23 protein-coding genes and 1 pseudogene are annotated in these 22,973 nt (G+C 61.3%); 21 read left to right on the top strand and 3 right to left on the bottom strand.

Annotated elements, in window-relative coordinates; all coding sequences use genetic code 11:
• Window positions 1-439 precede the first annotated feature (439 nt).
• The 9 genes from argS to CIB54_RS23370 all read left to right on the top strand — a co-directional run bounded on the left by argS (window position 440) and on the right by CIB54_RS23370 (window position 10,838).
• Complete coding sequence (gene argS, locus CIB54_RS23330; protein ID WP_065950130.1) at window positions 440-2,176, top strand: arginine--tRNA ligase; 1,737 nt, start codon at window positions 440-442, stop codon at window positions 2,174-2,176.
• A 1-nt stretch (window position 2,177) separates the two neighbouring features.
• Window positions 2,178-2,879, top strand: coding sequence for an SPOR domain-containing protein (locus tag CIB54_RS23335; RefSeq protein WP_065885706.1), 702 nt, complete (start codon window positions 2,178-2,180; stop codon window positions 2,877-2,879).
• 258 nt (window positions 2,880-3,137) lie between these two features.
• A complete protein-coding gene (gene hslV, locus CIB54_RS23340) occupies window positions 3,138-3,668 on the top strand; it encodes an ATP-dependent protease subunit HslV (RefSeq protein ID WP_003171209.1) in 531 nt (176 codons plus the stop codon).
• Between the two features lie 37 nt (window positions 3,669-3,705).
• The gene (gene hslU, locus CIB54_RS23345; RefSeq protein ID WP_065950129.1) at window positions 3,706-5,043 is read left to right on the top strand and encodes an ATP-dependent protease ATPase subunit HslU; all 1,338 of its coding nucleotides are present in this window, start codon (window positions 3,706-3,708) and stop codon (window positions 5,041-5,043) included.
• A 79-nt stretch (window positions 5,044-5,122) separates the two neighbouring features.
• Window positions 5,123-5,500: a gamma-butyrobetaine hydroxylase family protein gene (locus tag CIB54_RS23350; RefSeq protein ID WP_065950128.1), complete on the top strand. Its 378-nt coding sequence runs from the start codon at window positions 5,123-5,125 to the stop codon at window positions 5,498-5,500.
• Between the two features lie 247 nt (window positions 5,501-5,747).
• Window positions 5,748-7,427: a class II poly(R)-hydroxyalkanoic acid synthase gene (gene phaC, locus CIB54_RS23355; RefSeq protein WP_101221095.1), complete on the top strand. Its 1,680-nt coding sequence runs from the start codon at window positions 5,748-5,750 to the stop codon at window positions 7,425-7,427.
• A gap of 145 nt (window positions 7,428-7,572) precedes the next feature.
• Window positions 7,573-8,418 carry a poly(3-hydroxyalkanoate) depolymerase gene (phaZ, locus tag CIB54_RS23360; protein WP_065950126.1) on the top strand — a complete coding sequence of 282 codons (846 nt, stop codon included), beginning with the start codon at window positions 7,573-7,575 and terminating at the stop codon, window positions 8,416-8,418.
• Window positions 8,419-8,507: 89 nt separating this feature from the next.
• A complete protein-coding gene (phaC, locus tag CIB54_RS23365) occupies window positions 8,508-10,190 on the top strand; it encodes a class II poly(R)-hydroxyalkanoic acid synthase (RefSeq protein ID WP_065950125.1) in 1,683 nt (560 codons plus the stop codon).
• 27 nt (window positions 10,191-10,217) lie between these two features.
• A complete protein-coding gene (locus CIB54_RS23370) occupies window positions 10,218-10,838 on the top strand; it encodes a TetR/AcrR family transcriptional regulator (protein ID WP_065950124.1) in 621 nt (206 codons plus the stop codon).
• Window positions 10,839-10,947: 109 nt separating this feature from the next.
• On the opposite strand, the gene CIB54_RS23375 is transcribed toward CIB54_RS23370, so the two are convergent.
• The 3 genes from CIB54_RS23375 to CIB54_RS23385 all read right to left on the bottom strand — a co-directional run bounded on the left by CIB54_RS23375 (window position 10,948) and on the right by CIB54_RS23385 (window position 12,671).
• Complete coding sequence (locus CIB54_RS23375; protein WP_101221096.1) at window positions 10,948-11,856, bottom strand: phasin family protein; 909 nt, start codon at window positions 11,854-11,856, stop codon at window positions 10,948-10,950.
• A gap of 12 nt (window positions 11,857-11,868) precedes the next feature.
• Window positions 11,869-12,291 carry a phasin family protein gene (locus tag CIB54_RS23380; protein WP_101221097.1) on the bottom strand — a complete coding sequence of 141 codons (423 nt, stop codon included), beginning with the start codon at window positions 12,289-12,291 and terminating at the stop codon, window positions 11,869-11,871.
• A 104-nt stretch (window positions 12,292-12,395) separates the two neighbouring features.
• Window positions 12,396-12,671, bottom strand: a complete 276-nt coding sequence (locus tag CIB54_RS23385) for a polyhydroxyalkanoic acid system family protein (RefSeq protein WP_065950121.1) — start codon at window positions 12,669-12,671, stop codon at window positions 12,396-12,398.
• A 144-nt stretch (window positions 12,672-12,815) separates the two neighbouring features.
• On the opposite strand from CIB54_RS23385, the gene ubiE reads away from it, so the two are divergent.
• The 12 genes and pseudogenes from ubiE (at window position 12,816) to CIB54_RS23440 (ending at window position 22,933) form a co-directional block, all read left to right on the top strand.
• Entirely contained in the window at window positions 12,816-13,586 is a 771-nt protein-coding gene (ubiE, locus tag CIB54_RS23390) for a bifunctional demethylmenaquinone methyltransferase/2-methoxy-6-polyprenyl-1,4-benzoquinol methylase UbiE (RefSeq protein WP_003171186.1), read from the top strand.
• A complete protein-coding gene (locus tag CIB54_RS23395) occupies window positions 13,586-14,209 on the top strand; it encodes a ubiquinone biosynthesis accessory factor UbiJ (RefSeq protein ID WP_101221098.1) in 624 nt (207 codons plus the stop codon). Before ubiE ends, CIB54_RS23395 begins: the two co-directional genes overlap by 1 nt.
• Window positions 14,206-15,810, top strand: coding sequence for a ubiquinone biosynthesis regulatory protein kinase UbiB (gene ubiB, locus CIB54_RS23400; RefSeq protein WP_065950119.1), 1,605 nt, complete (start codon window positions 14,206-14,208; stop codon window positions 15,808-15,810). The genes CIB54_RS23395 and ubiB overlap by 4 nt, the downstream gene beginning before the upstream one ends.
• 41 nt (window positions 15,811-15,851) lie before the next feature.
• Complete coding sequence (gene hisI, locus CIB54_RS23405) at window positions 15,852-16,244, top strand: phosphoribosyl-AMP cyclohydrolase (RefSeq protein ID WP_057008528.1); 393 nt, start codon at window positions 15,852-15,854, stop codon at window positions 16,242-16,244.
• A gap of 2 nt (window positions 16,245-16,246) precedes the next feature.
• A complete protein-coding gene (locus CIB54_RS23410) occupies window positions 16,247-16,579 on the top strand; it encodes a phosphoribosyl-ATP diphosphatase (RefSeq protein WP_065950118.1) in 333 nt (110 codons plus the stop codon).
• 25 nt (window positions 16,580-16,604) lie between these two features.
• On the top strand, window positions 16,605-16,883 hold the full coding sequence (locus CIB54_RS23415) for a twin-arginine translocase TatA/TatE family subunit (protein ID WP_065885720.1): 279 nt from the start codon (window positions 16,605-16,607) through the stop codon (window positions 16,881-16,883).
• Window positions 16,884-16,893: 10 nt separating this feature from the next.
• The gene (tatB, locus tag CIB54_RS23420) at window positions 16,894-17,298 is read left to right on the top strand and encodes a Sec-independent protein translocase protein TatB (RefSeq protein WP_065950116.1); all 405 of its coding nucleotides are present in this window, start codon (window positions 16,894-16,896) and stop codon (window positions 17,296-17,298) included.
• Window positions 17,295-18,086: a twin-arginine translocase subunit TatC gene (gene tatC / locus CIB54_RS23425; protein ID WP_065885722.1), complete on the top strand. Its 792-nt coding sequence runs from the start codon at window positions 17,295-17,297 to the stop codon at window positions 18,084-18,086. The genes tatB and tatC overlap by 4 nt, the downstream gene beginning before the upstream one ends.
• Window positions 18,083-18,790, top strand: coding sequence for a 16S rRNA (uracil(1498)-N(3))-methyltransferase (locus tag CIB54_RS23430; protein ID WP_065950115.1), 708 nt, complete (start codon window positions 18,083-18,085; stop codon window positions 18,788-18,790). The genes tatC and CIB54_RS23430 overlap by 4 nt, the downstream gene beginning before the upstream one ends.
• A gap of 184 nt (window positions 18,791-18,974) precedes the next feature.
• Window positions 18,975-20,033 (top strand): annotated as a pseudogene (locus tag CIB54_RS28065) (methyl-accepting chemotaxis protein); the annotation flags it as partial.
• Between the two features lie 144 nt (window positions 20,034-20,177).
• Window positions 20,178-20,891, top strand: a complete 714-nt coding sequence (locus CIB54_RS28070; protein WP_420094171.1) for a methyl-accepting chemotaxis protein — start codon at window positions 20,178-20,180, stop codon at window positions 20,889-20,891.
• Window positions 20,892-21,025: 134 nt separating this feature from the next.
• Window positions 21,026-22,933, top strand: coding sequence for a methyl-accepting chemotaxis protein (locus CIB54_RS23440; protein ID WP_101221100.1), 1,908 nt, complete (start codon window positions 21,026-21,028; stop codon window positions 22,931-22,933).
• Window positions 22,934-22,973: the final 40 nt, after the last annotated feature.

A 22,973-nucleotide genomic window follows, 5' to 3' on the forward strand; every position in this document is an offset into this window, starting at 1 on the left:
GCCGGAGAGAGGGCACACCGAGCCTAGGCGAGGTGCCGAGTGGTGGGGCAAGAGCGTTTTGCTTACTTTTGCGCTTTCAAAAGTGAGCCGCCGTAAGGGCGGAAACCGATGGCGGCCGTTACCGCAGAAACGGATATGTACTCGTTCCAATCCAGCATTCTGGTCGGCCCAGAGGCCGCCATCGGGGGCAAGCCCCCTCCCACATCTGGACCTCGGAGCATCAGATAGATAAGCGTTGGCCGTGCGGCCGTCACAAGAGCAAGCGCCCTCGCCACAGCTGCGGTGTCGCACCAAAATTGTGTAGATACCTATGCCGCGATGAGGCCCGCAGGTCTACCAACCCTCTTGAACGGTTGGCAAGCCCGCCCTCGCCACGGATAATGCCCAGTTTTTCCACCTGCGCATCGCGCGCCGCCGCTTGCGGTCGAAAGAGAACACCATGAAAGACACCATTCGCCAGCTGATCCAACAAGCCCTCACCCAACTCGTCAACGAAGGCGTGTTGCCTGAAGGCCTGTCGCCGGCGATCCAGGTGGAGAACACCCGCGACAAGACCCACGGCGACTTCGCCAGCAACATCGCGATGATGCTGTCCAAGCCTGCGGGCATGAAGCCACGCGACCTGGCGGAAAAAATCATCGCCGCGCTGCCGGCCGACGCCAGTGTCACCAAAGCCGAAATCGCCGGCCCCGGCTTTATCAACTTCTTCCAGAACACCCAGGCCCTGGCCGCGCGCCTGGATGCCGCCCTGGCCGACGCGCACATCGGTGCACGCAAGGCTGGTGACAGCCAGCGCGTGGTCATCGACCTGTCGGCGCCAAACCTCGCCAAGGAGATGCACGTCGGCCACCTGCGCTCGACCATCATCGGCGACGGCGTGGCGCGGGTCCTGGAATTTCTCGGCGACACCGTCATCCGTCAGAACCACGTGGGCGACTGGGGCACCCAGTTCGGCATGCTGATGGCCTACCTGCAGGAAAACCCGATCACCAGCAACGAGCTGGCCGACCTGGAAAACTTCTACCGCGCGGCCAAGAAGCGCTTTGACGAATCCGAAGAATTTGCCGACCGTGCGCGCAGCCTGGTGGTCAAGCTGCAAGCGGGCGATAAGGAATGCCTGGAGCTGTGGGGGCGTTTCCGCGATATTTCCCTGTCCCACTGCCAGGAAATCTACGAGCTGCTCAACGTCAAGCTGACCATGGCCGACGTGATGGGCGAAAGTGCCTACAACGACGACCTGATCAATGTGGTCAACGACCTCAAGGCCGCGGGCCTGCTGGTCGAGAGCAACGGTGCGCAGTGCGTGTTCCTTGAGGAATTCAAGACCGCCGATGGCGAGCCGCTGCCGGTGATCATCGTCAAGGCCGATGGCGGTTACCTCTACGCCACCACCGACCTGGCCGCCGTGCGCTACCGCAGCGGCGTGCTCAAGGCCGATCGCGCGCTGTATTTCGTCGATCAGCGCCAGGCCCTGCACTTCCAGCAAGTGTTCGAAGTGGCGCGCCGTGCCGGCTTCGTCACCCATCCGATGCATATGGAGCACATGGGCTTCGGCACCATGAACGGCGCCGATGGCCGTCCGTTCAAGACCCGCGATGGCGGCACGGTGAAGCTGGTCGACTTGCTGACCGAAGCCCAGGAGCGCGCCTACAGCCTGGTCAAGGAAAAGAACCCGGAACTGGCCGAGGCCGACCTGCGCAATATCGCCCGCGTGGTAGGCATTGGCGCGGTGAAATACGCCGACCTGTCCAAGCATCGCACCAGCGACTACAGCTTCAACTTCGACCTGATGCTCAACTTCGAAGGCAACACCGCCCCATACCTGCTGTACGCCTACACCCGTGTGGCCGGCGTGTTCCGCAAACTGGGCAAGGACTTCAGCGAAGTCGAAGGCCGGATCGTGCTGGACGCACCCCACGAACAGGACCTGGCCGCCAAGCTCGCGCAGTTCGGCGAGGTGCTCAACAGCGTCGGCGAGAAAGGCACGCCGCATATCCTCTGCACCTACCTGTACGAAGTGGCCGGCCTGTTCTCCAGCTTCTACGAGAACTGCCCGATCCTCAGCGCCGACGATGAAGCCCAGAAGCAAAGTCGCCTGCGCCTTGCCGCACTGGCTGGACGGACCCTAAAGCAAGGCCTGGAGCTGTTGGGCCTGGAAACTCTGGAGCGCATGTAAGTTGGCAGCCAAGAAAAAACCTGCACCCAAGCGCGGCGCCAGCCGCTACCAGGCACCGGCCAAGCAGCCGATTCCAGGGTGGCTGTGGATGGCGATCGGCCTCACGGTCGGCGCATTCGTTGTATTCCTGATGAAGCTGGAGCCCGGCCAGGGCGATGACGTCAAGCGCGTCAAACAGGAGCAGCAGAAAGCCACGAAAATCGCCGAGGCCAACAAGACTGCGCCGAGCCCGACGGTTCCGGTGAAACCGAAGTACGATTTCTACACGCTGCTGCCGGAATCGGAAGTGATCGTGCCGCCCGACGCCGTGCCGGAGAAAACCCTGCCGACGCCGCAAGTGCCGACCACACCTGTAACGCCAGCGGAAGCGGCGAAGATCGACACCGCGCGCGCCCAGGCAGCATTGGCCGGCATTACCCCACCGCCAGCGCCTCCAGTGGCAGAGACCAAAGCGGCGCCGGTGACCAAGTTCTTCCTGCAGGCGGGCTCGTTCCCCAAACAGGCGGACGCGGACCGTGTACGCGCGCAGATCATTCTGCTGGGCCAGTCGGTGACGGTGGAATCCGGCACCGTGAAGGAAGCGACCTGGTATCGCGTGCTGGTAGGCCCGTTCAGCAACCGCGAACAGCTGACCGTGGCGCAGAAACAGTTGGCCGGGGCAGGCTTTAGCAACCTGCTGTTACAACAGCGCCAGAGCCGCTGATCTCGGCTCAACCGCAATTAAAATGTGGGAGGGGGCTTGCCCCCGATGACGGTAGACCAGTCCATATATTCAGCGACTGATACACCGCTATCGGGGGCAAGCCCCCTCCCACATTTGGTTTTGCGGTGTTCTTGAATAGGTGTCGGAGCCATAAACACCACTCGTCCGCGCTGCCGTCCTACGGTTGAAATCCCCTCCACCACCCCCATATCAGTTTCCATCAGGGCATTTTCGCCCCGCTGCGTGGAGACTCTCCCCTTGACCACCATCGTTTCAGTACGTCGCCACGGCAAAGTCGTCATGGGCGGCGACGGCCAGGTTTCCCTGGGCAATACCGTGATGAAAGGCAACGCCAAGAAAGTGCGTCGCCTGTACCACGGCCAGGTGCTTGCCGGGTTCGCCGGCGCTACCGCCGACGCCTTCACCCTCTTCGAACGTTTCGAAGGCCAGCTTGAGAAACACCAGGGCCACCTGGTACGCGCCGCCGTAGAGCTTGCCAAGGAATGGCGCACCGACCGCTCCCTCAGCCGCCTGGAAGCGATGCTCGCCGTCGCGAACAAAGACGCGTCCCTGATCATCACCGGCAACGGCGACGTGGTTGAGCCCGAACATGGCCTGATCGCCATGGGTTCCGGCGGTGGCTACGCCCAAGCGGCGGCCAGTGCGCTGCTGAAGAAAACCGACCTGTCGGCGCGTGAAATCGTCGAGACCGCCCTGGGTATCGCCGGCGATATCTGCGTGTTCACCAACCACAACCAGACCATTGAGGAGCAGGACCTCGCCGAATAAGCCCCAGGCTTATTCCCGCTTGAGGCCGCCAGACACTATGTCCATGACCCCCCGCGAAATCGTCCATGAACTCAATCGCCATATCATCGGCCAGGACGATGCAAAGCGCGCCGTCGCCATTGCGCTGCGTAACCGCTGGCGCCGGATGCAACTGCCCGAAGAACTGCGCGTTGAAGTCACGCCCAAGAACATCCTGATGATCGGCCCGACCGGCGTCGGTAAAACCGAAATCGCCCGGCGCCTGGCCAAGTTGGCCAATGCTCCATTCATCAAGGTGGAAGCGACCAAATTCACCGAAGTCGGCTATGTGGGCCGCGACGTCGAGTCGATCATCCGCGACCTGGCTGACGCCGCCTTGAAGATGCTGCGCGAACAGGAAGTGACCAAGGTCAGCCACCGCGCCGAAGATGCCGCTGAAGAGCGCATCCTCGATGCGCTGTTGCCTCCGGCGCGCATGGGCTTCAACGAAGACGCCGCACCGGCCTCGGATTCCAACACCCGCCAGCTGTTCCGCAAGCGCCTGCGTGAAGGCCAGTTGGACGACAAGGAAATCGAGATCGAAGTGGCCGAAGTGTCGGGCGTGGATATTTCCGCGCCGCCTGGCATGGAAGAAATGACCAGCCAGTTGCAGAACCTGTTCGCCAACATGGGCAAGGGCAAGAAGAAAAGCCGCAAGCTCAAGGTGAAGGAAGCCCTGAAGCTGGTGCGCGACGAAGAAGCCGGACGCCTGGTCAATGAGGAAGAACTCAAGGCCAAGGCCCTGGAAGCGGTCGAGCAGCACGGCATCGTGTTTATCGATGAGATCGACAAAGTGGCCAAGCGCGGCAACTCCGGCGGCGTCGATGTGTCCCGCGAGGGCGTCCAGCGTGACCTGCTGCCGCTGATCGAAGGCTGCACGGTCAACACCAAGCTGGGCATGGTCAAGACCGACCACATCCTGTTTATCGCTTCCGGTGCCTTCCATCTGAGCAAGCCAAGCGACCTGGTACCTGAGTTGCAAGGCCGCCTGCCGATCCGCGTGGAACTCAAGGCGCTGACCCCGGGCGACTTCGAGCGCATTCTCAGCGAGCCGCATGCCTCACTGACCGAACAGTACCGTGAATTGCTGAAAACCGAAGGCCTGGGCATCGAGTTCCAGCCGGACGGGATCAAGCGCCTGGCGGAGATTGCCTGGCAGGTCAACGAGAAGACCGAGAACATCGGTGCGCGTCGTCTGCACACCTTGCTTGAGCGCCTGCTCGAAGAGGTGTCCTTCAGTGCCGGCGACATGGCCGGTGCGCAGAATGGCGAAGCGATCAAGATCGACGCGAATTACGTCAACAGCCACCTGGGCGAATTGGCGCAGAACGAAGACTTGTCGCGGTACATTCTGTAAGCCGCAAGCTGTAAGCTACAAGCCGCAAGCTGAATACACTCAACTTGCAGCCTGTAGCTTGCAGCCCAAGGTGTCCCCCATGTCAAAATCCCCCACCGCTGTTAATTTGCACAAAATCTCCAACACCCTGGGCCTCACCTACGGCCCGGACGAAGCCTACCAACTGCCCGCCGAATTCCTGCGCGTGCACTCGCCTTCCGCCGAGGTCCAGGGTCACGGCAAACCTATCCTGCAATTCGGCAAGCTCAACGTCAGGTTGATCAAGCTGGAACCGGCCGGCCAGTACGCACTGAAACTGACCTTCGACGACGGCCATGACAGCGGATTGTTCACCTGGGATTACCTTTATCAACTGGCCGTGCGTCAGGACGCGCTGTGGGCCGATTACCTGGCCGAGCTGAAAGCTGCCGGAAAAACCCGCGATCCGAGTCAGTCGGTCGTGCGGCTGATGCTCTAGTCCAGGCTTCTTGCTCTTTAGAGGGCATTTTCTAATTCCATCTGCTTGAATGCCTTGTCTCGTGGTCAACGATTGGCCCGCTTGCGAAAAAAATTAAACTCGGGTAACCAATGGAGCTGGCAAGTTCCCTGCATTTGACGATGCGGTATCAACGGTCACCCGAGCGCAGTACCAGGCTGGTGTCGTGTATCGAAATGGGTGCGCAGCAATCGCCGGTACTCGTCTTTCGGACAATGGAGCGTCGTAGATGAGTAACAAGAATAACGATGACTTGAAACGGCAGGCCTCGGAAAACACCCTGGGGTTGAACCCGATCATCGCGTTACGCAAAAAGGACTTATTGGCCTCGGCGAAGATGGTGCTGACCCAAGCCATCAAGCAACCGTTACACAGCGTCAAACACGTGGCCCATTTCGGGGTGGAGCTCAAGAACGTCATGTTCGGCAAATCGGCGCTGGTGCCGGAAAGCGATGACCGTCGCTTCCATGACCCGGCCTGGAGCCAGAACCCACTCTACAAACGTTATCTGCAGACTTATCTGGCGTGGCGCAAGGAACTGCACGACTGGATCGGCGACAGCAATCTCTCGGAACAGGACATCAGTCGCGGCCACTTCGTGATCAACCTGATGACTGAAGCCATGGCGCCCACCAATAGCGCAGCCAACCCGGCGGCCGTCAAACGCTTCTTTGAAACCGGCGGCAAAAGCCTGCTCGATGGCCTGTCCCACCTGGCCAAGGACATGGTGCACAACGGCGGCATGCCCAGCCAGGTCAACATGGGCGCCTTTGAAGTGGGCAAGAGCCTGGGCACCACCGAAGGCGCCGTGGTATTTCGCAATGATGTGCTGGAGCTGATCCAGTACAAGCCCATCACCGAGCAGGTGCACGAGCGACCGCTGCTGGTGGTGCCGCCGCAGATCAATAAATTCTATGTATTTGACCTGAGCCCGGACAAGAGCCTGGCGCGCTTCTGCCTGCGCAATGGGCAGCAGACCTTTATCGTCAGCTGGCGCAACCCGACCAAGGCCCAGCGCGAGTGGGGCCTGTCGACCTATATCGAAGCGCTCAAGGAAGCCGTCGATGTGATCACGGCCATTACCGGCAGCAAGGACGTGAACATGCTGGGCGCCTGCTCCGGCGGCATCACCTGCACCGCGCTGCTGGGCCACTACGCGGCGCTGGGGGAGAAAAAAGTCAACGCCCTGACCCTGCTGGTGAGCGTGCTGGACACCACGCTGGACACCCAGGTGGCGCTGTTCGTCGATGAACAGACGCTCGAAGCGGCGAAGCGCCATTCCTATCAGGCCGGTGTACTGGAAGGCCGTGACATGGCCAAGGTGTTTGCGTGGATGCGGCCCAACGACCTGATCTGGAATTACTGGGTCAACAACTACCTGCTGGGCAACGAGCCGCCGGTGTTCGATATCCTGTTCTGGAACAACGACACCACGCGCCTGCCGGCCGCCTTCCATGGCGACCTGATCGAGCTGTTCAAGAACAACCCGCTGGTGCGCGCCAATGCCCTGGAAGTGTGCGGCACGCCCATTGATCTCAAACAGGTCACGGCCGATATCTATTCACTGGCCGGCACCAACGACCACATCACGCCCTGGCAGTCCTGTTACAAGTCCGCACAATTGTTTGGCGGCAAGGTGGAGTTCGTGCTGTCCAGCAGCGGGCATATCCAGAGCATCCTCAACCCGCCGGGCAACCCCAAGTCGCGTTACCAGACCAGTGAGGGCCTGGCGGGCACAGCACTGCAATGGCAGGAAAACGCAACCAAGCACACCGACTCGTGGTGGCTGCACTGGCAGGCATGGCAGAAGGAGCGGGCAGGCAAGTTGAAAAAAGCCCCGACAACATTAGGTAATAAAACCTACGCTGCGGCCGAAGCGGCACCGGGCACCTATGTACACGAACGCTAAATTGAAATGCGGTCAATGTGGGAGGGGGCTTGCCCCCGATAGCTGTGGATCAGCCAAAGATGTACCTCCTGATAAACCGCCATCGGGGGCAAGCCCCCTCCCACACTGACCTCACTCCGGCTGTAGTACTTCACAGGGCTTGAGCATGCCGCAACCGTTCATCTTCCGCACCATCGACCTGGATGGCCAAGCCATCCGCACGGCGGTACGACCGGGCAAGCCGCACTTGACGCCGCTGCTGATCTTCAACGGCATCGGCGCCAACCTGGAGCTGGTGTTTCCGTTCGTCCAGGCCCTGGACCCGGACCTGGAAGTGATCGCCTTCGATGTTCCAGGGGTGGGCGGCTCCTCCACGCCCAACCGGCCCTATCGCTTCCCCGGCCTGGCCAAGCTGACGGCGCGCATGCTCGATTACCTGGATTACGGCCAGGTGAATGCGGTGGGGGTGTCCTGGGGCGGCGCGCTGGCGCAGCAGTTTGCCTATGACTACCCCGAACGCTGCAAAAAATTGATCCTGGCGGCCACGGCGGCGGGCGCGGTGATGGTGCCGGGCAAGCCAAAAGTGTTGTGGCTGATGGCCAGCCCCAGACGCTATATCCAACCGTCCCACGTGGTGCGCATTGCGCCGATGATTTACGGCGGTTCGTTCCGCCGCGACGCCAAGCTGGCCGCCGAACATGCCAGCAAAGTGCGCTCGGCCGGCAAGCTGGGCTATTACTGGCAACTGTTCGCAGGGCTGGGCTGGACCAGCATCCACTGGCTGCACAAGATCCGCCAGCCGACCCTGGTCCTGGCCGGGGACGACGACCCGCTGATTCCGCTGATCAACATGCGCATGCTCGCCTGGCGCATCCCCAATGCGCAGCTGCATATCATCGATGATGGCCATTTATTCCTGATCACCCGGGCCGAAGCCGTGGCGCCGATCATCATGAAGTTTCTCGAAGAGGAGCGCCTGCGCGCCGTGATACATCCGCGACCGGCGGTGTGAAGGACCACACCGCCGCGCAACTTGCCAGGAACCGACTATGGTTCTGAATTGGCGTGCCTCTTGATGGCTTGACGAAGGAGTGTTGGCTCATGCGAGACAGACCCGTGACAAACCCGGCGCCCACCCCCGCTGCGTTCATCAACGCGCAAAACGCGATCACCGGCCTGCGCGGCCGAGACCTGCTGTCGACCCTGCGTACCGTGGCAGCCCACGGCCTGCGCAACCCGGTGCACACCGCACGCCACGCCCTGGCCCTGGGCGGCCAATTGGGCCGCGTGTTGCTGGGGGACACGGTGCACGAGCCCAACCCCAACGACAACCGCTTCACCGACCCCACCTGGACACTCAACCCGCTGTACCGGCGCAGCCTGCAAGCGTACTTGAGCTGGCAAAAACAGACGCGCAACTGGATTGATGACAGCACCCTCAGCGCGGACGACCGGGCACGCGCACAGTTCGCGTTCGCCCTGTTCAACGACGCCGTATCTCCATCCAACACGCTGCTCAACCCGCTGGCAATCAAGGAGTTGCTCAACTCCGGCGGCAACAGCGTGGTGCGCGGCGCGAGCCATTTGTTCGAAGACCTGCTGCACAACAATGGCCTGCCGCGCCAGGTCAGCAAGCATGCCTTCGAAGTGGGCAAGACCGTTGCCACCACTGCGGGCTCAGTGGTGTTTCGCAATGAGCTGCTGGAGCTGATCCAATACAAGCCCATGAGCGAAAAACAATACGCCAAGCCCTTGCTGGTGGTGCCGCCGCAAATCAACAAGTACTACATTTTCGACCTCAGCCCGGCTAACAGCTTTGTGCAATACGCGCTCAAGAACGGCCTGCAAACCTTCATGGTCAGTTGGCGCAACCCGGATGTGCGACATCGCGAATGGGGCCTGTCCACTTACGTTGCAGCCCTGGAGGAAGCCCTCAATGCCTGCCGGGCGATCACTGGCGCGCGCGAGGTCAACCTGATGGGCGCCTGCGCCGGCGGCCTGACCATCGCCGCGCTGCAAGGCCATCTGCAAGCCAAGCGCCAGTTACGGCGCATCGCCAGCGCCAGTTACCTGGTGAGCTTGCTCGACAGCCAGATCGACGGCCCGGCCACGTTGTTCGCCGATGAACAGACCCTTGAAGCCGCCAAGCGCCGCTCTTACCAACAAGGTGTGCTGGACGGTCGCGACATGGCCAGGGTGTTCGCCTGGATGCGCCCCAATGATCTGATCTGGAACTACTGGGTCAACAACTACCTGCTGGGCAAGGAACCGCCCGCCTTCGACATCCTGTACTGGAATAACGACAACACGCGCCTGCCCGCCGCGCTGCACGGCGACCTGTTGGATTTCTTCAAGCACAACCCGCTGAGCCATCCCGGAGGCCTGGAGGTGTGCGGCACCCCCATCGACTTGCAGAAGGTCACGGTCGACAGCTTCAGCGTGGCCGGCATCAACGACCACATCACGCCGTGGGACGCGGTGTATCGATCCACCCAGTTGCTGGGCGGCGAGCGGCGCTTCGTACTGTCCAACAGCGGGCATATCCAGAGCATCCTCAACCCGCCCGGCAACCCGAAGGCCAATTACGTCGAGAACCCCAAGCTGAGCGGCGACCCGCGTGCCTGGTACTACGACGCCAGCCACGTCGAAGGCAGTTGGTGGCCGCAGTGGCTGGAGTGGGTCCAGCAACGCTCGGGCGTGCAACGCGAAACCCTCACCGCCCTGGGCAACCAGAATTACCCACCGATGGAAGCGGCGCCAGGCACCTACGTGCGCGTGCGCTGAGCTCAAGAACCACACTAAGAAGGCTGGATGAAGACCCGCGACCGTATCCTTGAATGTGCCCTGCAGTTGTTCAACCACAAGGGCGAGCCGAATGTGTCGACCATGGAGGTGGCCAATGAAATGGGAATCAGCCCCGGCAACCTCTACTATCACTTTCATGGCAAAGAGCCGTTGGTGCTGGGGCTGTTCGAACGCTTTCAATGCGAATTGGCACCGCTGCTCGATCCGCCTGCCGATGCACAACTGGAAGCCGAGGATTATTGGCTGTTCCTGCACCTGATCGTCGAGCGCATGGCCCACTACCGGTTTCTGTTCCAGGACCTGTCCAACCTGGCCGGACGTCTGCCGAAGCTGGCCAAGGGGATTCGCAACCTGCTCACCGCGCTCAAGCGTACCCTGGCTTCATTGTTGGCACGGTTGAAGGCGGCGGGGCAACTGGTCAGTGATACCCAGGCGCTGGGGCAACTGGTGGAGCAGATCACCATGACGCTGCTGTTTTCCCTGGATTACCAGCGAATCCTGGATCGCAAGGGTGAGGTGCGGGTGGTGGTGTACCAGGTCATGATGCTGGTGGCGCCGCATCTACTGATGCCGGCACGGCAGGCAACCGAGAGGTTTGCACTGAAATATCTGGATGACCTGGATTGAAGTGTGGGAGCGGACAAGCCCGCTCCCACACTGGAAATGCAGCGTTTTCAGGATTTCCATAAAAAACGCCCGACCTTCGCAGGCCGGGCGCTTTTGTGTCCTGTAAAAATCAGGACTGACTGGATGGCGTCGGAGTGACCGGCGTTGCAGTCGAGGTCGCGGCCGTGTGCGACGGTGCGGACACCGAATTGGCTGTCGAAGCGGCCGGTGCTGCCGCCGTGGCTGGCTTGGCCGACGCAGCAGGCTTTGGCGCTGCTGGCTTTTTCGCTACCGCGGGCTTTTTGGCCGCTGCAGGTTTAGCCGCAGGCTTGGCTGCTGATTTCGCAGCGGCGGGTTTGGCAGCCGGTTTAGCCGCAGGTTTTGCGGCGGCTTTAGCGGCCACTGGCTTGGTGGCAGGCTTGGTGGCCGGTTTGGCGGCAGCGGTGTTGGCTGCTGGCTTGGCGGCGGATTTTGCAGCAGCTTTGGCGGGCGCCTTGGCCGCAGGTTTTGCCGCCGGTTTGGCGGCCGCTTTAACCACAGGCTTGGCCGCCGTTTTCGCGGCGGGTTTTGCTGCTGCGGTTTTAGCCGCAGGTTTGGCGGCCGGTTTTGCCGCAGGCTTGGCTGCAGCAGTCTTGGCCGGCGCCACTTTGGCGCCTGTGAGTTTTTCGATTTGCCTGGTCAGGGTATCGACCTTGCTGTGCAGCGTTTTCAGTTCCGCCTTGCTCGGCACGCCCAGTCGCGAAATGGCACTGTTGAGGCGTTTGTCGAAGGTTTCTTCCAACTTGTTCCAGGTGTCGGAAATGCTCGACTTGGCCGAGCCTGCGCTCGCCTTGGCCGCATCCACTTTTTTACCCACAGTGCTCTTGGTCAGCTTCTCGGCCTTCTCGCCGTCCTTGACCAGCGTCTCGAAGTACTTGCCGCCGTCACTGCTCACCTTCGAGTACACGCCTAAACCAGCAAGCCAGATCTTTCGGGAATATTTTTCAACTTCCCCGACCCACGAGCTGCCTTCTTTCTGAGTAGTTTTTTTAACAGCCATCCCGATGTCTCCTTAGTGTTTACGCGCGACACGTTCGAGCAATGCCGTCAGCTCTTCGAGCTTAGCAGAGAGTGTCTCCACGTCATGTTTAGACGCAATGCCGATTCGATTCAAGGCACTTGCAACACGCGAGTCAAACGCTTTTTCAACTTTATCCAGTTGAACTTCAACCCGGCGGCTGACACTCGAGACGTTACTCTTTACTTGATCAATCTGACTGTTAGCGGCATCAAGTTGTTCAATGGCAACTTTTTTGCTTTTACTTTCAATATGTTGACCGCTCTTAACCAGCTCATTGAAGTATTCTCCACCCTCGCTGCCGACCTTGGCGTAGGCACCAAGACCCGCCAGCCAGATCCTGCGGGCATAGCGTTTGACCTCACTCAGGGCAGTGGTCTGACTGTCGATTTTTTTCTGCAAAATAACGTTGGCCATGGTGCACCTCACATAGAACCGGGTGGAGGAACCGCCCGCCGGAGTTGGGGGCTTAGGCACAACGTAGGGGGAAAAATTAGAATCGGCACCCTAAGAGCGTCGAATCAGGCCAGCGCTTTATCCAGGGCTTTTTCGATTTCGGACTTGAGGGTACCGCTCATGGCCGACATCAACAGGCCCAGTTCCACATCGATACGCAATGCATCATCAAAGACCTGAACGGTGCCTTTAACGCCCGACCGCTTGAGGTTCAGCGTATCGCCGGACCACGACGACTCCACGCCATATTTATCCTTGAGTTTCTGCGCCAGCGTCTCGGCCTTTGCCCGTGCGGCTGCTTTACCCAGGGAATGCTCACGCTCAACGGTGATACGCGCCATTGCAATGACTCCTTTCTATAAGGGCTTGGAAACCTTCCATGCGGCAAAAGGTCTCGATAAGCACCTATCTTACCTTCAGCCTTGCCAAGACAAAGCAGGCCCCGGGGATTATCATGTCCCGCATTCTCTTTTGGTGACAGCGATATGACTGATCAGCGCAAAGGCAGCGATGCCGAACCCACCACTCACTTCGGCTTCAAGAACGTCCCGGAAAGCCAGAAAGCGGAAAAAGTCGCTGAGGTGTTCCACTCCGTAGCCGCCAAGTACGACTTGATGAACGACGTGCTCTCCGGTGGCATGCACCGCCTGTGGAAGCGTTTCACCATCGAACTGTCGGGCGTACGCACCGGCAATCGCGTGCTGGACATCGCTGGCGGCACGGGCGACCTGGCGGCCAAGTTTTCCAAGTTGGTAGGGCCTACCGGCCAAGTGGTACTGGCCGATATCAACGGCTCGATGCTCAAGGTCGGTCGCGACCGCCTGCTCGACAAGGGCGTGGCCGGCAACATCGAATTCGTCCAGGCCGACGCGGAAAAACTGCCGTTCCCGGACAACCACTTCGATTGCGTGACCATCGCCTTCGGCCTGCGCAATGTCACCCACAAGGAAGACGCAATCCGCTCGATGCTGCGCGTGCTCAAGCCGGGTGGCCGCCTGCTGGTGCTGGAATTCTCAAAGCCCACCAACGCACTGATGTCCAAGGTATACGACACCTATTCGTTCGCCTTCATGCCGTTGATGGGCAAGCTGATCACCAACGATGCCGAGAGCTACCGCTACCTGGCCGAATCGATCCGCATGCACCCCGACCAGGAAACCCTGAAGTCCATGATGGTGGAAGCCGGTTTCGACCGCGTGACCTACCACAACATGACCTCGGGCATCGTTGCCCTGCACCGCGGCATCAAGCCCTGATGTTGCTCGCAGGCCTTATCGCAAGCGTCGAGCACGGCCTCAACCGTGTCTTGCGCCTGGACAGCACCGCCCTGGCGCGGCTTGCGCACCTGACCGGCAAAGTCATCGCCGTCGATTGCCGCAGCCCCGCCTTGCAGCTGTTTATCCTGCCCAGCGATGAAGGCCTGCTGCTCGCGACGCAATGGGCCGCCGAGGCCGACTGCACCCTGCGTGCACCCGCCGCAAGCCTGTTGCACCTGGCGCTGAGCCGCAACAAGACCGCTATCCTGCACAGCCCCGAAGTGGCGCTGGAAGGCGACAGCGCGGTGCTGATGGACCTGGCCGCCGTGCTGCAGGACCTGGAGCTGGACTGGGAATACGAACTCTCGCGCTGGATCGGCCCCGTCGCCACTCAGCTGCTCAGCGGGCACCTGCGCAGCCGTTCGCGCTGGTATCAGCAAGGGTTCGCCAGCCTCAACCAGAACCTCGCCGAATACCTGAGCGAAGAATCGCGCACCCTGGTCGGGCAACGGGAAGCGCAAGCGCGCTTTCGTGAGCTCGACAAGGCCAAAATCGACCTGGAACGCCTCGAGGCCCGCTTCGAGCGCTTGAGCCGTTCCCTTGATCCAAGCGATAACGCATGAAGCTGCTCGCCGTCCGCCGTTTGTTTCGTATCCAGCGCGTCGTAATCCGCTACCGCCTCGATGACCTGCTGTTTGCCCTGCCCCTGCCATGGTTCCTGCTTGCGGTGCGCTATGTGCTGCCGTGGCGCTGGTTGCCGCGCAGAAAACTGGAACTGAGCCGAGGTGCCTGCCTGCGCCTGGCGTTGCAGGACCTGGGGCCGATCTTCATCAAGTTCGGGCAGATCTTATCGACGCGCCGCGACCTGCTGCCCGAAGACATCGCCGATGAGCTGATGCTGCTGCAGGACCGCGTGCCGCCGTTCGATTCGCAGTTGTCGATGAAGCTGATCGAAGAGCAATTGGGCAGGAAGATCAGCGAGGTGTTCAGCCGCTTCGATGTCGAGCCGCTGGCGTCGGCCTCGGTCGCGCAGGTGCATGCTGCGCAGCTCAAGAGCGGTGAAGAAGTGGTGGTGAAAGTCATCCGCCCGGGCCTCAAGCCGATCATCGGCCAGGACCTGGCGTGGCTGTTCATCCTGGCCCGCGCCGCCGAGCGTTTCTCTGCCGATGCGCGCCTGCTGCATCCGGTGGATGTGGTGGCCGACTACGAAAAAACCATCTACGACGAACTCGATCTGCTGCGCGAAGCCGCCAACGCCAGCCAGCTGCGCCGCAACTTCGAAGGCTCGCAGCTGCTGTACGTGCCGCAAGTGTACTGGGACTGGTGCCGCCCCAAAGTGCTGGTGATGGAGCGCATCTACGGTGTGCAAGTCACCGACCTCGCGACCCTGGCCGACCAGCGCACCGACATGAAGATGCTCGCCGAGCGCGGCGTGGAGATTTTCTTCACCCAGGTGTTCCGCGACAGTTTCTTCCACGCCGACATGCACCCGGGCAACATCTTCGTCAGCACCGTCAACCCGTGGAGCCCGCAGTACATTGCCATCGACTGCGGCATCGTCGGCAGCCTCACGCCGGAAGACCAGGACTACCTGGCGCGTAACCTGTTCGCCTTTTTCAAGCGTGATTATCGCCGCGTGGCGCAGTTGCACATTGATTCGGGCTGGGTGCCGGCGGAAACCAAGCTGAATGAATTCGAAGCGGCGATCCGCACCGTGTGCGAGCCGATCTTTGAAAAACCATTAAAAGATATTTCCTTCGGTCAGGTGCTGATGCGCCTGTTCCAGACCGCGCGGCGCTTCAATATGGAAGTGCAGCCGCAGTTGGTGCTGCTGCAAAAAACCCTGCTCAACATCGAAGGCCTGGGCCGCCAGCTGTACCCGGACCTCGATCTGTGGAACACCGCGCAGCCGTTCCTGGAGCGTTGGATGCGTGAGCGGATGAGCCCGAAGACCATGCTGGGCAACCTGCACAGCCAGATGGAACAGCTGCCGCACCTGGCCAATATGACCCGCGACTTGCTCGAGCGCATGTCCCAGCCTCATGCCAGGGACCCCGAGCCGCCATGGCGCAAGCGCAAGGACGACTGGTTCCTGCGCCTGCTCGGCGCCGCACACCTGGTGGGTGGGGTCATGCTGGCGATAGGCGGACCCTTGAATCAACTGGGCCACTGGCCGGCCGGAATCATGGTCGCCGTGGGCGTTTATCTGATCGTGCGTCGATAACCCATCCGGTTATACACTGTCGCAAATTGCCGGAGCCGAACATGAAAGACTGGCTGGACGAGATCAAGTGGGACAGTGACGGCCTGGTGCCGGCCATTGCCCAGGACTACAAGACCGGGCGCGTGCTGATGATGGCCTGGATGAACCGCGAGGCCCTGAGCCTGACCGCCGCTGAGCAGCGCGCCATCTACTGGTCACGTTCGCGTGGCAAACTGTGGCGCAAGGGCGAAGAGTCCGGGCATGTGCAGACGCTGCATGAGCTGCGCCTGGATTGTGATGGCGACGTGGTGATCCTCAAGGTCGAACAGATCGGCGGCATCGCCTGCCACACCGGCCGTCACAGTTGCTTCTATCGCGTGTTCGAGAACGGCGAATGGAAGGTGGTGGAACCGGTGCTCAAAGACCCGCACGCCATTTATTCGGCAGGACACTGAACATGAGCGATACCCTCAACCGCGTGGCCCAGGTGCTGGAAGAGCGCAAGAGCGCGGATGCCGACAGCTCCTATGTCGCCAGCCTGTATCACAAGGGTTTGAACAAGATCCTGGAAAAACTCGGCGAAGAATCCATCGAGACGATCATTGCCGCCAAGGATGCGCAGATCAGCGGCGATTGCAGCGATGTCATCTATGAGACCGCCGACTTGTGGTTCCATAGCCTGATCATGCTCGCCCAACTGGGGCAGCATCCACAGGCCGTGCTGGATGAACTGGACCGTCGCTTCGGTCTGTCGGGGCACGCCGAGAAGGCCGCACGCCCGTCCACCTGAATAACTTTTATCGAGGATTTGCAGCATGGGTATTTTTGACTGGAAACACTGGATCGTCATTCTGGTGGTCGTGGTACTGGTGTTCGGCACCAAGAAACTCAAGAACCTGGGTACCGATGTCGGCGAGTCGATCAAGGGCTTTCGTAAAGCCATGAACGACGACGAAAAGCCGGCCGAACCGACTGCAAACCCGGTTCCACCGGCCCAGCCTGTGCACCCGCAGGCCGCCCAGCCGATCACCGAGCGTCGTACCTTCGACGTGCAGGCTGAAAAAGTCGAAGAGCCGACCCGCAAAGACTCGTGAGCACTGACTAATGTTTGGTATCAGCTTCTCTGAACTGCTGCTCGTCGGCCTCGTGGCCCTGCTGGTATTGGGGCCCGAACGCCTGCCCGGCGCGGCACGCACGGCCGGCCTGTGGATCGGGCGCCTGAAACGCAGCTTCAACGCGATCAAACAGGAAGTTGAGCGGGAAATCGGTGCCGACGAGATCCGCCGGCAACTGCACAACGAACACATCCTGTCGTTGGAGCAGGAAACGCGCAAGATTCTGTCGCCCGTGCAGGAGCCCGCCAAACCGGTGGAACCTGTGGCCCAGAACAGTATCGCGCCTGCGCCTGAAGCTGCCCCCCCGGCACCGACCGCGCCAACCGAGCCTGCGCCGACGCCCGTTGCGTCGCCCGCGCCCCATGACCCTACATTGCCGCCGCGAGCCCCATGAGCGCTGATAAACCGGAAAACGACCAGCACATGCCGCTGGTCTCGCACCTCACCGAGCTGCGTACCCGCCTGCTGCGTTGCGTAGCGGCCATCTTCATCATCTTTGCCGGGCTGTTTGCCTTCACCCAGCAGATCTATACCTTCGTCTCCACGCCGCTGCGCCAGTACTTGCCGGCCGGCGCGACGATGATCGCCACCGACGTGTCGTCGCCGTTCCTGACGCCGTTGAAGCTGACCATGATGGTCTCGCTGTTCCTGGCGATCCCGGTCATCCTGCATCAGATCTGGGGCTTCATCGCGCCGGGGCTGTACAAGCATGAGAAGCGCATCGCCGTGCCGTTGCTGGTGTCGAGCATTCTGCTTTTCTATACCGGCATGGCCTTCGCCTACTTCCTGGTGTTTCCGCTGATCTTCAAATTCTTCGCCGCCGCCACCCCGGCCGGCGTGGAAATGATGACCGACATCACCAGCTACCTCGACTTCGTGATGACGCTGTTCTTCGCCTTTGGCGTAGCCTTCGAAATTCCGGTGGCGGTGGTGTTGCTGGTGTGGATCGGTGTGGTCAACGTGGCTTACCTGAAGAAGATCCGCCCCTATGTGATCATCGGCTGCTTCGTGGTCGGCATGATCCTTACCCCGCCGGATATCTTCTCCCAGACGTTGCTGGCTGTGCCGATGTGGATGCTGTTCGAGATCGGCATCCTGTTCAGCGGCTTGATCAGCAAGCGTGGCGAACACCCGGACGACCAGACTGCCGACGACGACCAGCCGCCAGCGACCCAGCCGTGAACCTGCTGCTGCTGGAAGACGCCGACTTTATCGCGGCCGACCGGGTGGTGCTGCGTGACCGGCGCCTGGTGCATATGCAGGAGGTCCACCGCGCCGTGGTGGGCGACAACCTGCGTGTGGGCCGCATTGGCGGGCTGATGGGTAATGCCCAACTGCTGCGCCTGGAAGCTGGGGAAGCCGAGCTGCACGTCAGCTTCGACCAGGCGCCGCCGAGCAAACTGCCGCTGACCCTGCTGCTGGCCCTGCCCCGCCCGAAGATGCTGCGTCGGGTGCTGCAAACGGTGGCCGCCATGGGCGTGCCGAAGGTCGTACTGATCAACAGCTACCGCGTGGAAAAAAGCTTCTGGCAAACCCCATTCCTGGAGCCTGAAGCGATTCGCGAGCAGCTCATCCTCGGCCTGGAACAGGCGCGGGACACGGTATTGCCCGAGATCATTATCGAGAAGCGCTTCAAGCCGTTCGTTGAAGATCGTCTGCCGGCCATGGTCGCGGGCACGCTTGGCCTGGTCGGCCACCCCGGCGATTACCCGCCCTGCCCCCGCGGCCTGGATGAACCGGTGACCCTGGCGATCGGGCCGGAAGGTGGCTGGATTCCCTATGAAGTCGAAATGCTGGCCAAGGCCGGCCTGCAGCCGGTGCAACTCGGCGCGCGCATCCTGCGCGTAGAGACCGCCGTGACCGCTCTGCTCGCCCGCTTGTTCTGACACCGATCCAGTGTGGGAGGGGGCTTGCCCCCGATGACAGAGTATCAGTCGGCACATTCAGTGGCTGATACACCGCTATCGGGGGCAAGCCCCTCCCACAGGTGTACTGCGTCGCTTCAGAATCTCATACACATGCCGATAAACCCGGAATAAGTCCAAGCCTTGTTCCAGGGGAGTTTGCAGCATGTATCGTTGGTTAGCCGAAAAGCTGGGGAATGTCAGCGTCAAAACCAAGCTGGGCGTCGGCTTCGGCCTGGTGTTGCTGCTTACCTTAATCATCACACTCACCGGCTGGGCCGGGCTTTCGGGCGTGATCAGCCGTGGCGACAAACTGGGCTACATCGCCAGTCTCAACGACTTGAGCAAGGACTTGCGCATAGCGCGCCTGGACTTTGAAATGCGCCGTGGCGAACAGGGCCCGGCGGCAGTCAATGGTTTTCTGGGCCAACTGGAAAGCGGCCTGAAAACTGCGCGGGCTCTGATTGAACAACCCGCCGACATCGCGTTGATCGATGACCAGCTCGCCGCCGTCGACCAGTACAAGCGCGCCTTCGACGCCATGGTCCAGGCGGGCGCCAATCGCGAAAACGCGCGCAGCAAGCTCGGCGATACAGCTGACAACGCGGTACTCAAAGTCCGTGAAGTGGAAACGAGCCTGCTCCAGGGCGACAGCGTCAGCCAGTTCAACAGCATCGTCGACCTGAGCAAGCTGATCCAGCAGGCGCGTTTCCAGGTTCGCGGCTACACCTATAGCGGCAAAGTCGAGGCCGAGCAGCCCGCGCTGGATGCCATCGATAATGCCCTGAAGAAAATCGCCGCGCTCAGCGGCCAGCTACCTGATCAATTTTCGACCAACCTGCAACAGGCCGGTGTTTCACTGCAAGCCTACCGCGCCGCCGTCAGTCAGTACCGCGACTCACAGGTGGCCAGCGCCGCTGCGCTGAAAATCATGAGCGACCAAGGCGACATTCTGCTGGACCGCAGCAACAAGCTCACCGCCTCGCAAACCGTGGTCCGCGACAGCGACGCTGCGCAAGCCAAACAGCTGTTGCTGCTGGCTACCCTGCTGGCCCTGTTGTTTGGCCTCGTCGCCGCCTGGGCCATCACCCGCCAGATCATCATTCCGCTCAATCAAACCCTCAAGGTCGCCGAGCGCGTGGCCTCGGGCGACCTGAGCCACAACCTGGAGTCCGCCCGCCAGGACGAATTGGGCCAACTGCAACGCGCCATGCAAAGCATGACCGTGGGCCTGCGCGAGTTGATTGGTGGCATCAGCGATGGCGTCACCCAGATCGCCAGCGCCGCCGAGCAACTGTCGGCGGTGACCGAACAGACCAGCGCCGGGGTCAACAGCCAGAAGATCGAGACCGACCAGCTGGCCACGGCCATGAACGAAATGGCCGCCACCGTGCAGGAAGTGGCGCGCAATGCCGAAGAAGCGTCGGAAGCCGCCGTGGCCGCCGATTTGCAGGCCCGCGAAGGCGACAAGGTGGTCGGTGAAGCCATCGCCCAGATCGAGCGCCTGGCCACCGAAGTCGGCAATTCGACGATCGCCATGGGCGATCTGAAGCGTGAAAGCGACAAGATCGGCAGCGTGCTTGACGTCATCAAGTCCGTGGCCCAGCAAACCAACCTGCTGGCGCTCAACGCAGCCATTGAAGCGGCGCGTGCCGGTGAAGCCGGGCGCGGCTTCGCCGTGGTGGCCGACGAAGTGCGCAGCCTGGCCCAGCGCACACAGAAGTCCACCGAAGAGATCGAGGAGCTGATCGTGGGCCTGCAAAACGGTACTCAGCAGGTGGCGACCATCATGGACAACAGTCGCGGCCTGACCGACAGCAGTGTCGAACTGACGCGCCGAGCCGGCAGCGCGTTGGAGAGCATCACGCGCACCGTTTCGACCATCCAGGCGATGAATTCGCAGATTGCCACGGCCGCCGAGCAGCAGAGCGCTGTCGCCGAAGAGATCAACCGTAGCGTGTTGAATGTGCGCGATGTCTCCGAGCAAACTTCTTCGGCCAGCGAAGAAACGGCGGCGTCCAGTGCTGAGCTCGCACGCCTGGGCATCTATTTGCAAACCCTGGTCGGACGCTTCCGCATCTGACCGGTCTGCGCGGCGGCCGATTGCGGCTGCCGCATCTTGTGAAATTTCCTACACAGTTATCAGCCCGCCCTCACTCCAATTCGAATTAGCGTTCATCTGTCGCGAAACGCTTTTTCTGAAATCGGAGGTGCGCCATGTTTTCTCGGCTGACCCGCATGCTGGTGAACGCCAGCGTACGCCTCAAGCTCGCGCTGAGTTTTGGCCAAGTGCTGATGCTCAGCTTCATCATTGCTGCAACGGGCTGGCAGGCCTTGAACGCCGTCCTCTATCGCTCCGACAGCCTGACGAGCCTGGGCGAGCTGGCCGTCTATGCGGAGGCCATGCGCGCCGATCGCATCGTGTACCGCACCCTGGCGGACAAAGCCAGCCTGGACCAGATGGCGCAGAAGATCGAAAAAATCGACCAGCATCTGGCAGACCTTTCACACCGCCTGATAGACCCGGTCGATGTGCAACGCAATAGCGAGGCGGTACGCCTGGTAGCCGACTTCAAGACGGCGCTGGCGCAGCTACCCGCCTTGATCGAGCAGCGCGAGAATATACGCCCGGCGCTGAAGACATCCGCCCTGCAAGCCAGTGACACCCTGGCCCAATTCGCCAGCGACTTGCCCGACCAGAATGACGAAAAGGCGCTCGATGCGATCGAGCAATTGCGCCAAGCCATGGAGCAGGCTGAGGATCGCGCCCAGAACCCCGCCTGGGCGGCCGACTCGTTGCAGGCCTATGCCGAGGCTGCCAGCCAGACGCTGGACGCATTGGATGGCGCACAGGCCGCCGTGACCACACTGCCGGTGGACTCAGCGCTGCTCAAAACCGACCTGGCCAATTATCGCGCACAACTGGTCAAGCTCAAGCAAGCCCAGCTCAACGTCGAGACCGTGCAAAACCGCTTCGAGCAGCAGCTCAACGAGTTGCGCGAGAAGAGCAACCTGTTGAGCCAGAGCCAGAACACCAAGCGCAATCACGAGGCCGACCAGACTCGCACACTGCTGATCGGCGTTACGGTGGCTGCACTGGTACTGGGAGCGCTGGCCGCGTGGTGGATTGCCCGGCAGATCGCCTCGCCGTTGCGTGACATCCTTATCGCTGCCAACCGTGTGGCCCAGGGCGACTTGAGCCACGACACCCAAGTGGAGCGCCGCGACGAACTGGGCCAATTGCAACACAGCATCGGGCAAATGACCCGCAGCCTGCGCAGCCTGATCAGCAGCATCGGTGAAAGCGCCCGCCAGATCGCCGGTGCCGCGACGCAGTTGTCCACCGTCACTGAACAGACCCGTAACGGGCTCAATAACCAGAAAGATGAAACCGACCAGGTGGCAACAGCGATGAATGAAATGCTCGCCACCGCCCAGGAAGTTGCGCGCCATGCCGAACGCGCGTCCGTTGCCGCCAACGAAGCAGATCAGCAGGCCGGCGCCGGCGAGCAGGTGGTCGCTCAGGCCGTTGAGCAGATCGGCAACCTGGCCAGTGAAATGGCATTGTCCGGTCGCGCGATGCTGACCCTGCAGCAGGAAAGCCAGAAGATCGCCAGCGTGCTCGACGTTATCAAGTCCGTGTCCCAGCAGACCAACCTGCTGGCCCTGAACGCCGCGATCGAAGCGGCGCGCGCGGGCAGCGCCGGGCGAGGGTTCGCCGTGGTCGCCGACGAAGTACGCAGCCTGGCCCAGCGCACGCAGGAATCGGCTGAAGAAATCGAAGGGCTGATCCTCGGCCTGCATAACGGCACCCAGCAGGTAGCCGACATCATGGACAGCAGCCGCAACCTGACCGACAACAGCGTTGCCCTGACCCGCGACGCCGGCGACGCCCTGGCGGCGATTGCCCGCACGGTGTCGGTGATCCAGGAAATGAACCCGCAGATTGCCGCCGCCGCCGAGCAGCAAAGCGCGGTGGCCGAGGAAATCAATCGCAGCGTATTGAAGGTACGGGATGTGTCGGAACAGACCGCCGCCGCCAGCGAGGAAACAGCGGCGGCGAGTGTTCAATTGACGAGGTTGAGCGTGGATTTGCAGACGCTGGTCGGCAAATTCAAACTCTGAAATGTGGGAGGGGGCTTGCCCCCGATAACGGTGTAACAGT

It is taken from the genome of Pseudomonas fluorescens (assembly GCF_002837185.1).
In the GTDB taxonomy this organism is placed as follows: domain Bacteria; phylum Pseudomonadota; class Gammaproteobacteria; order Pseudomonadales; family Pseudomonadaceae; genus Aquipseudomonas; species Aquipseudomonas fluorescens_AM.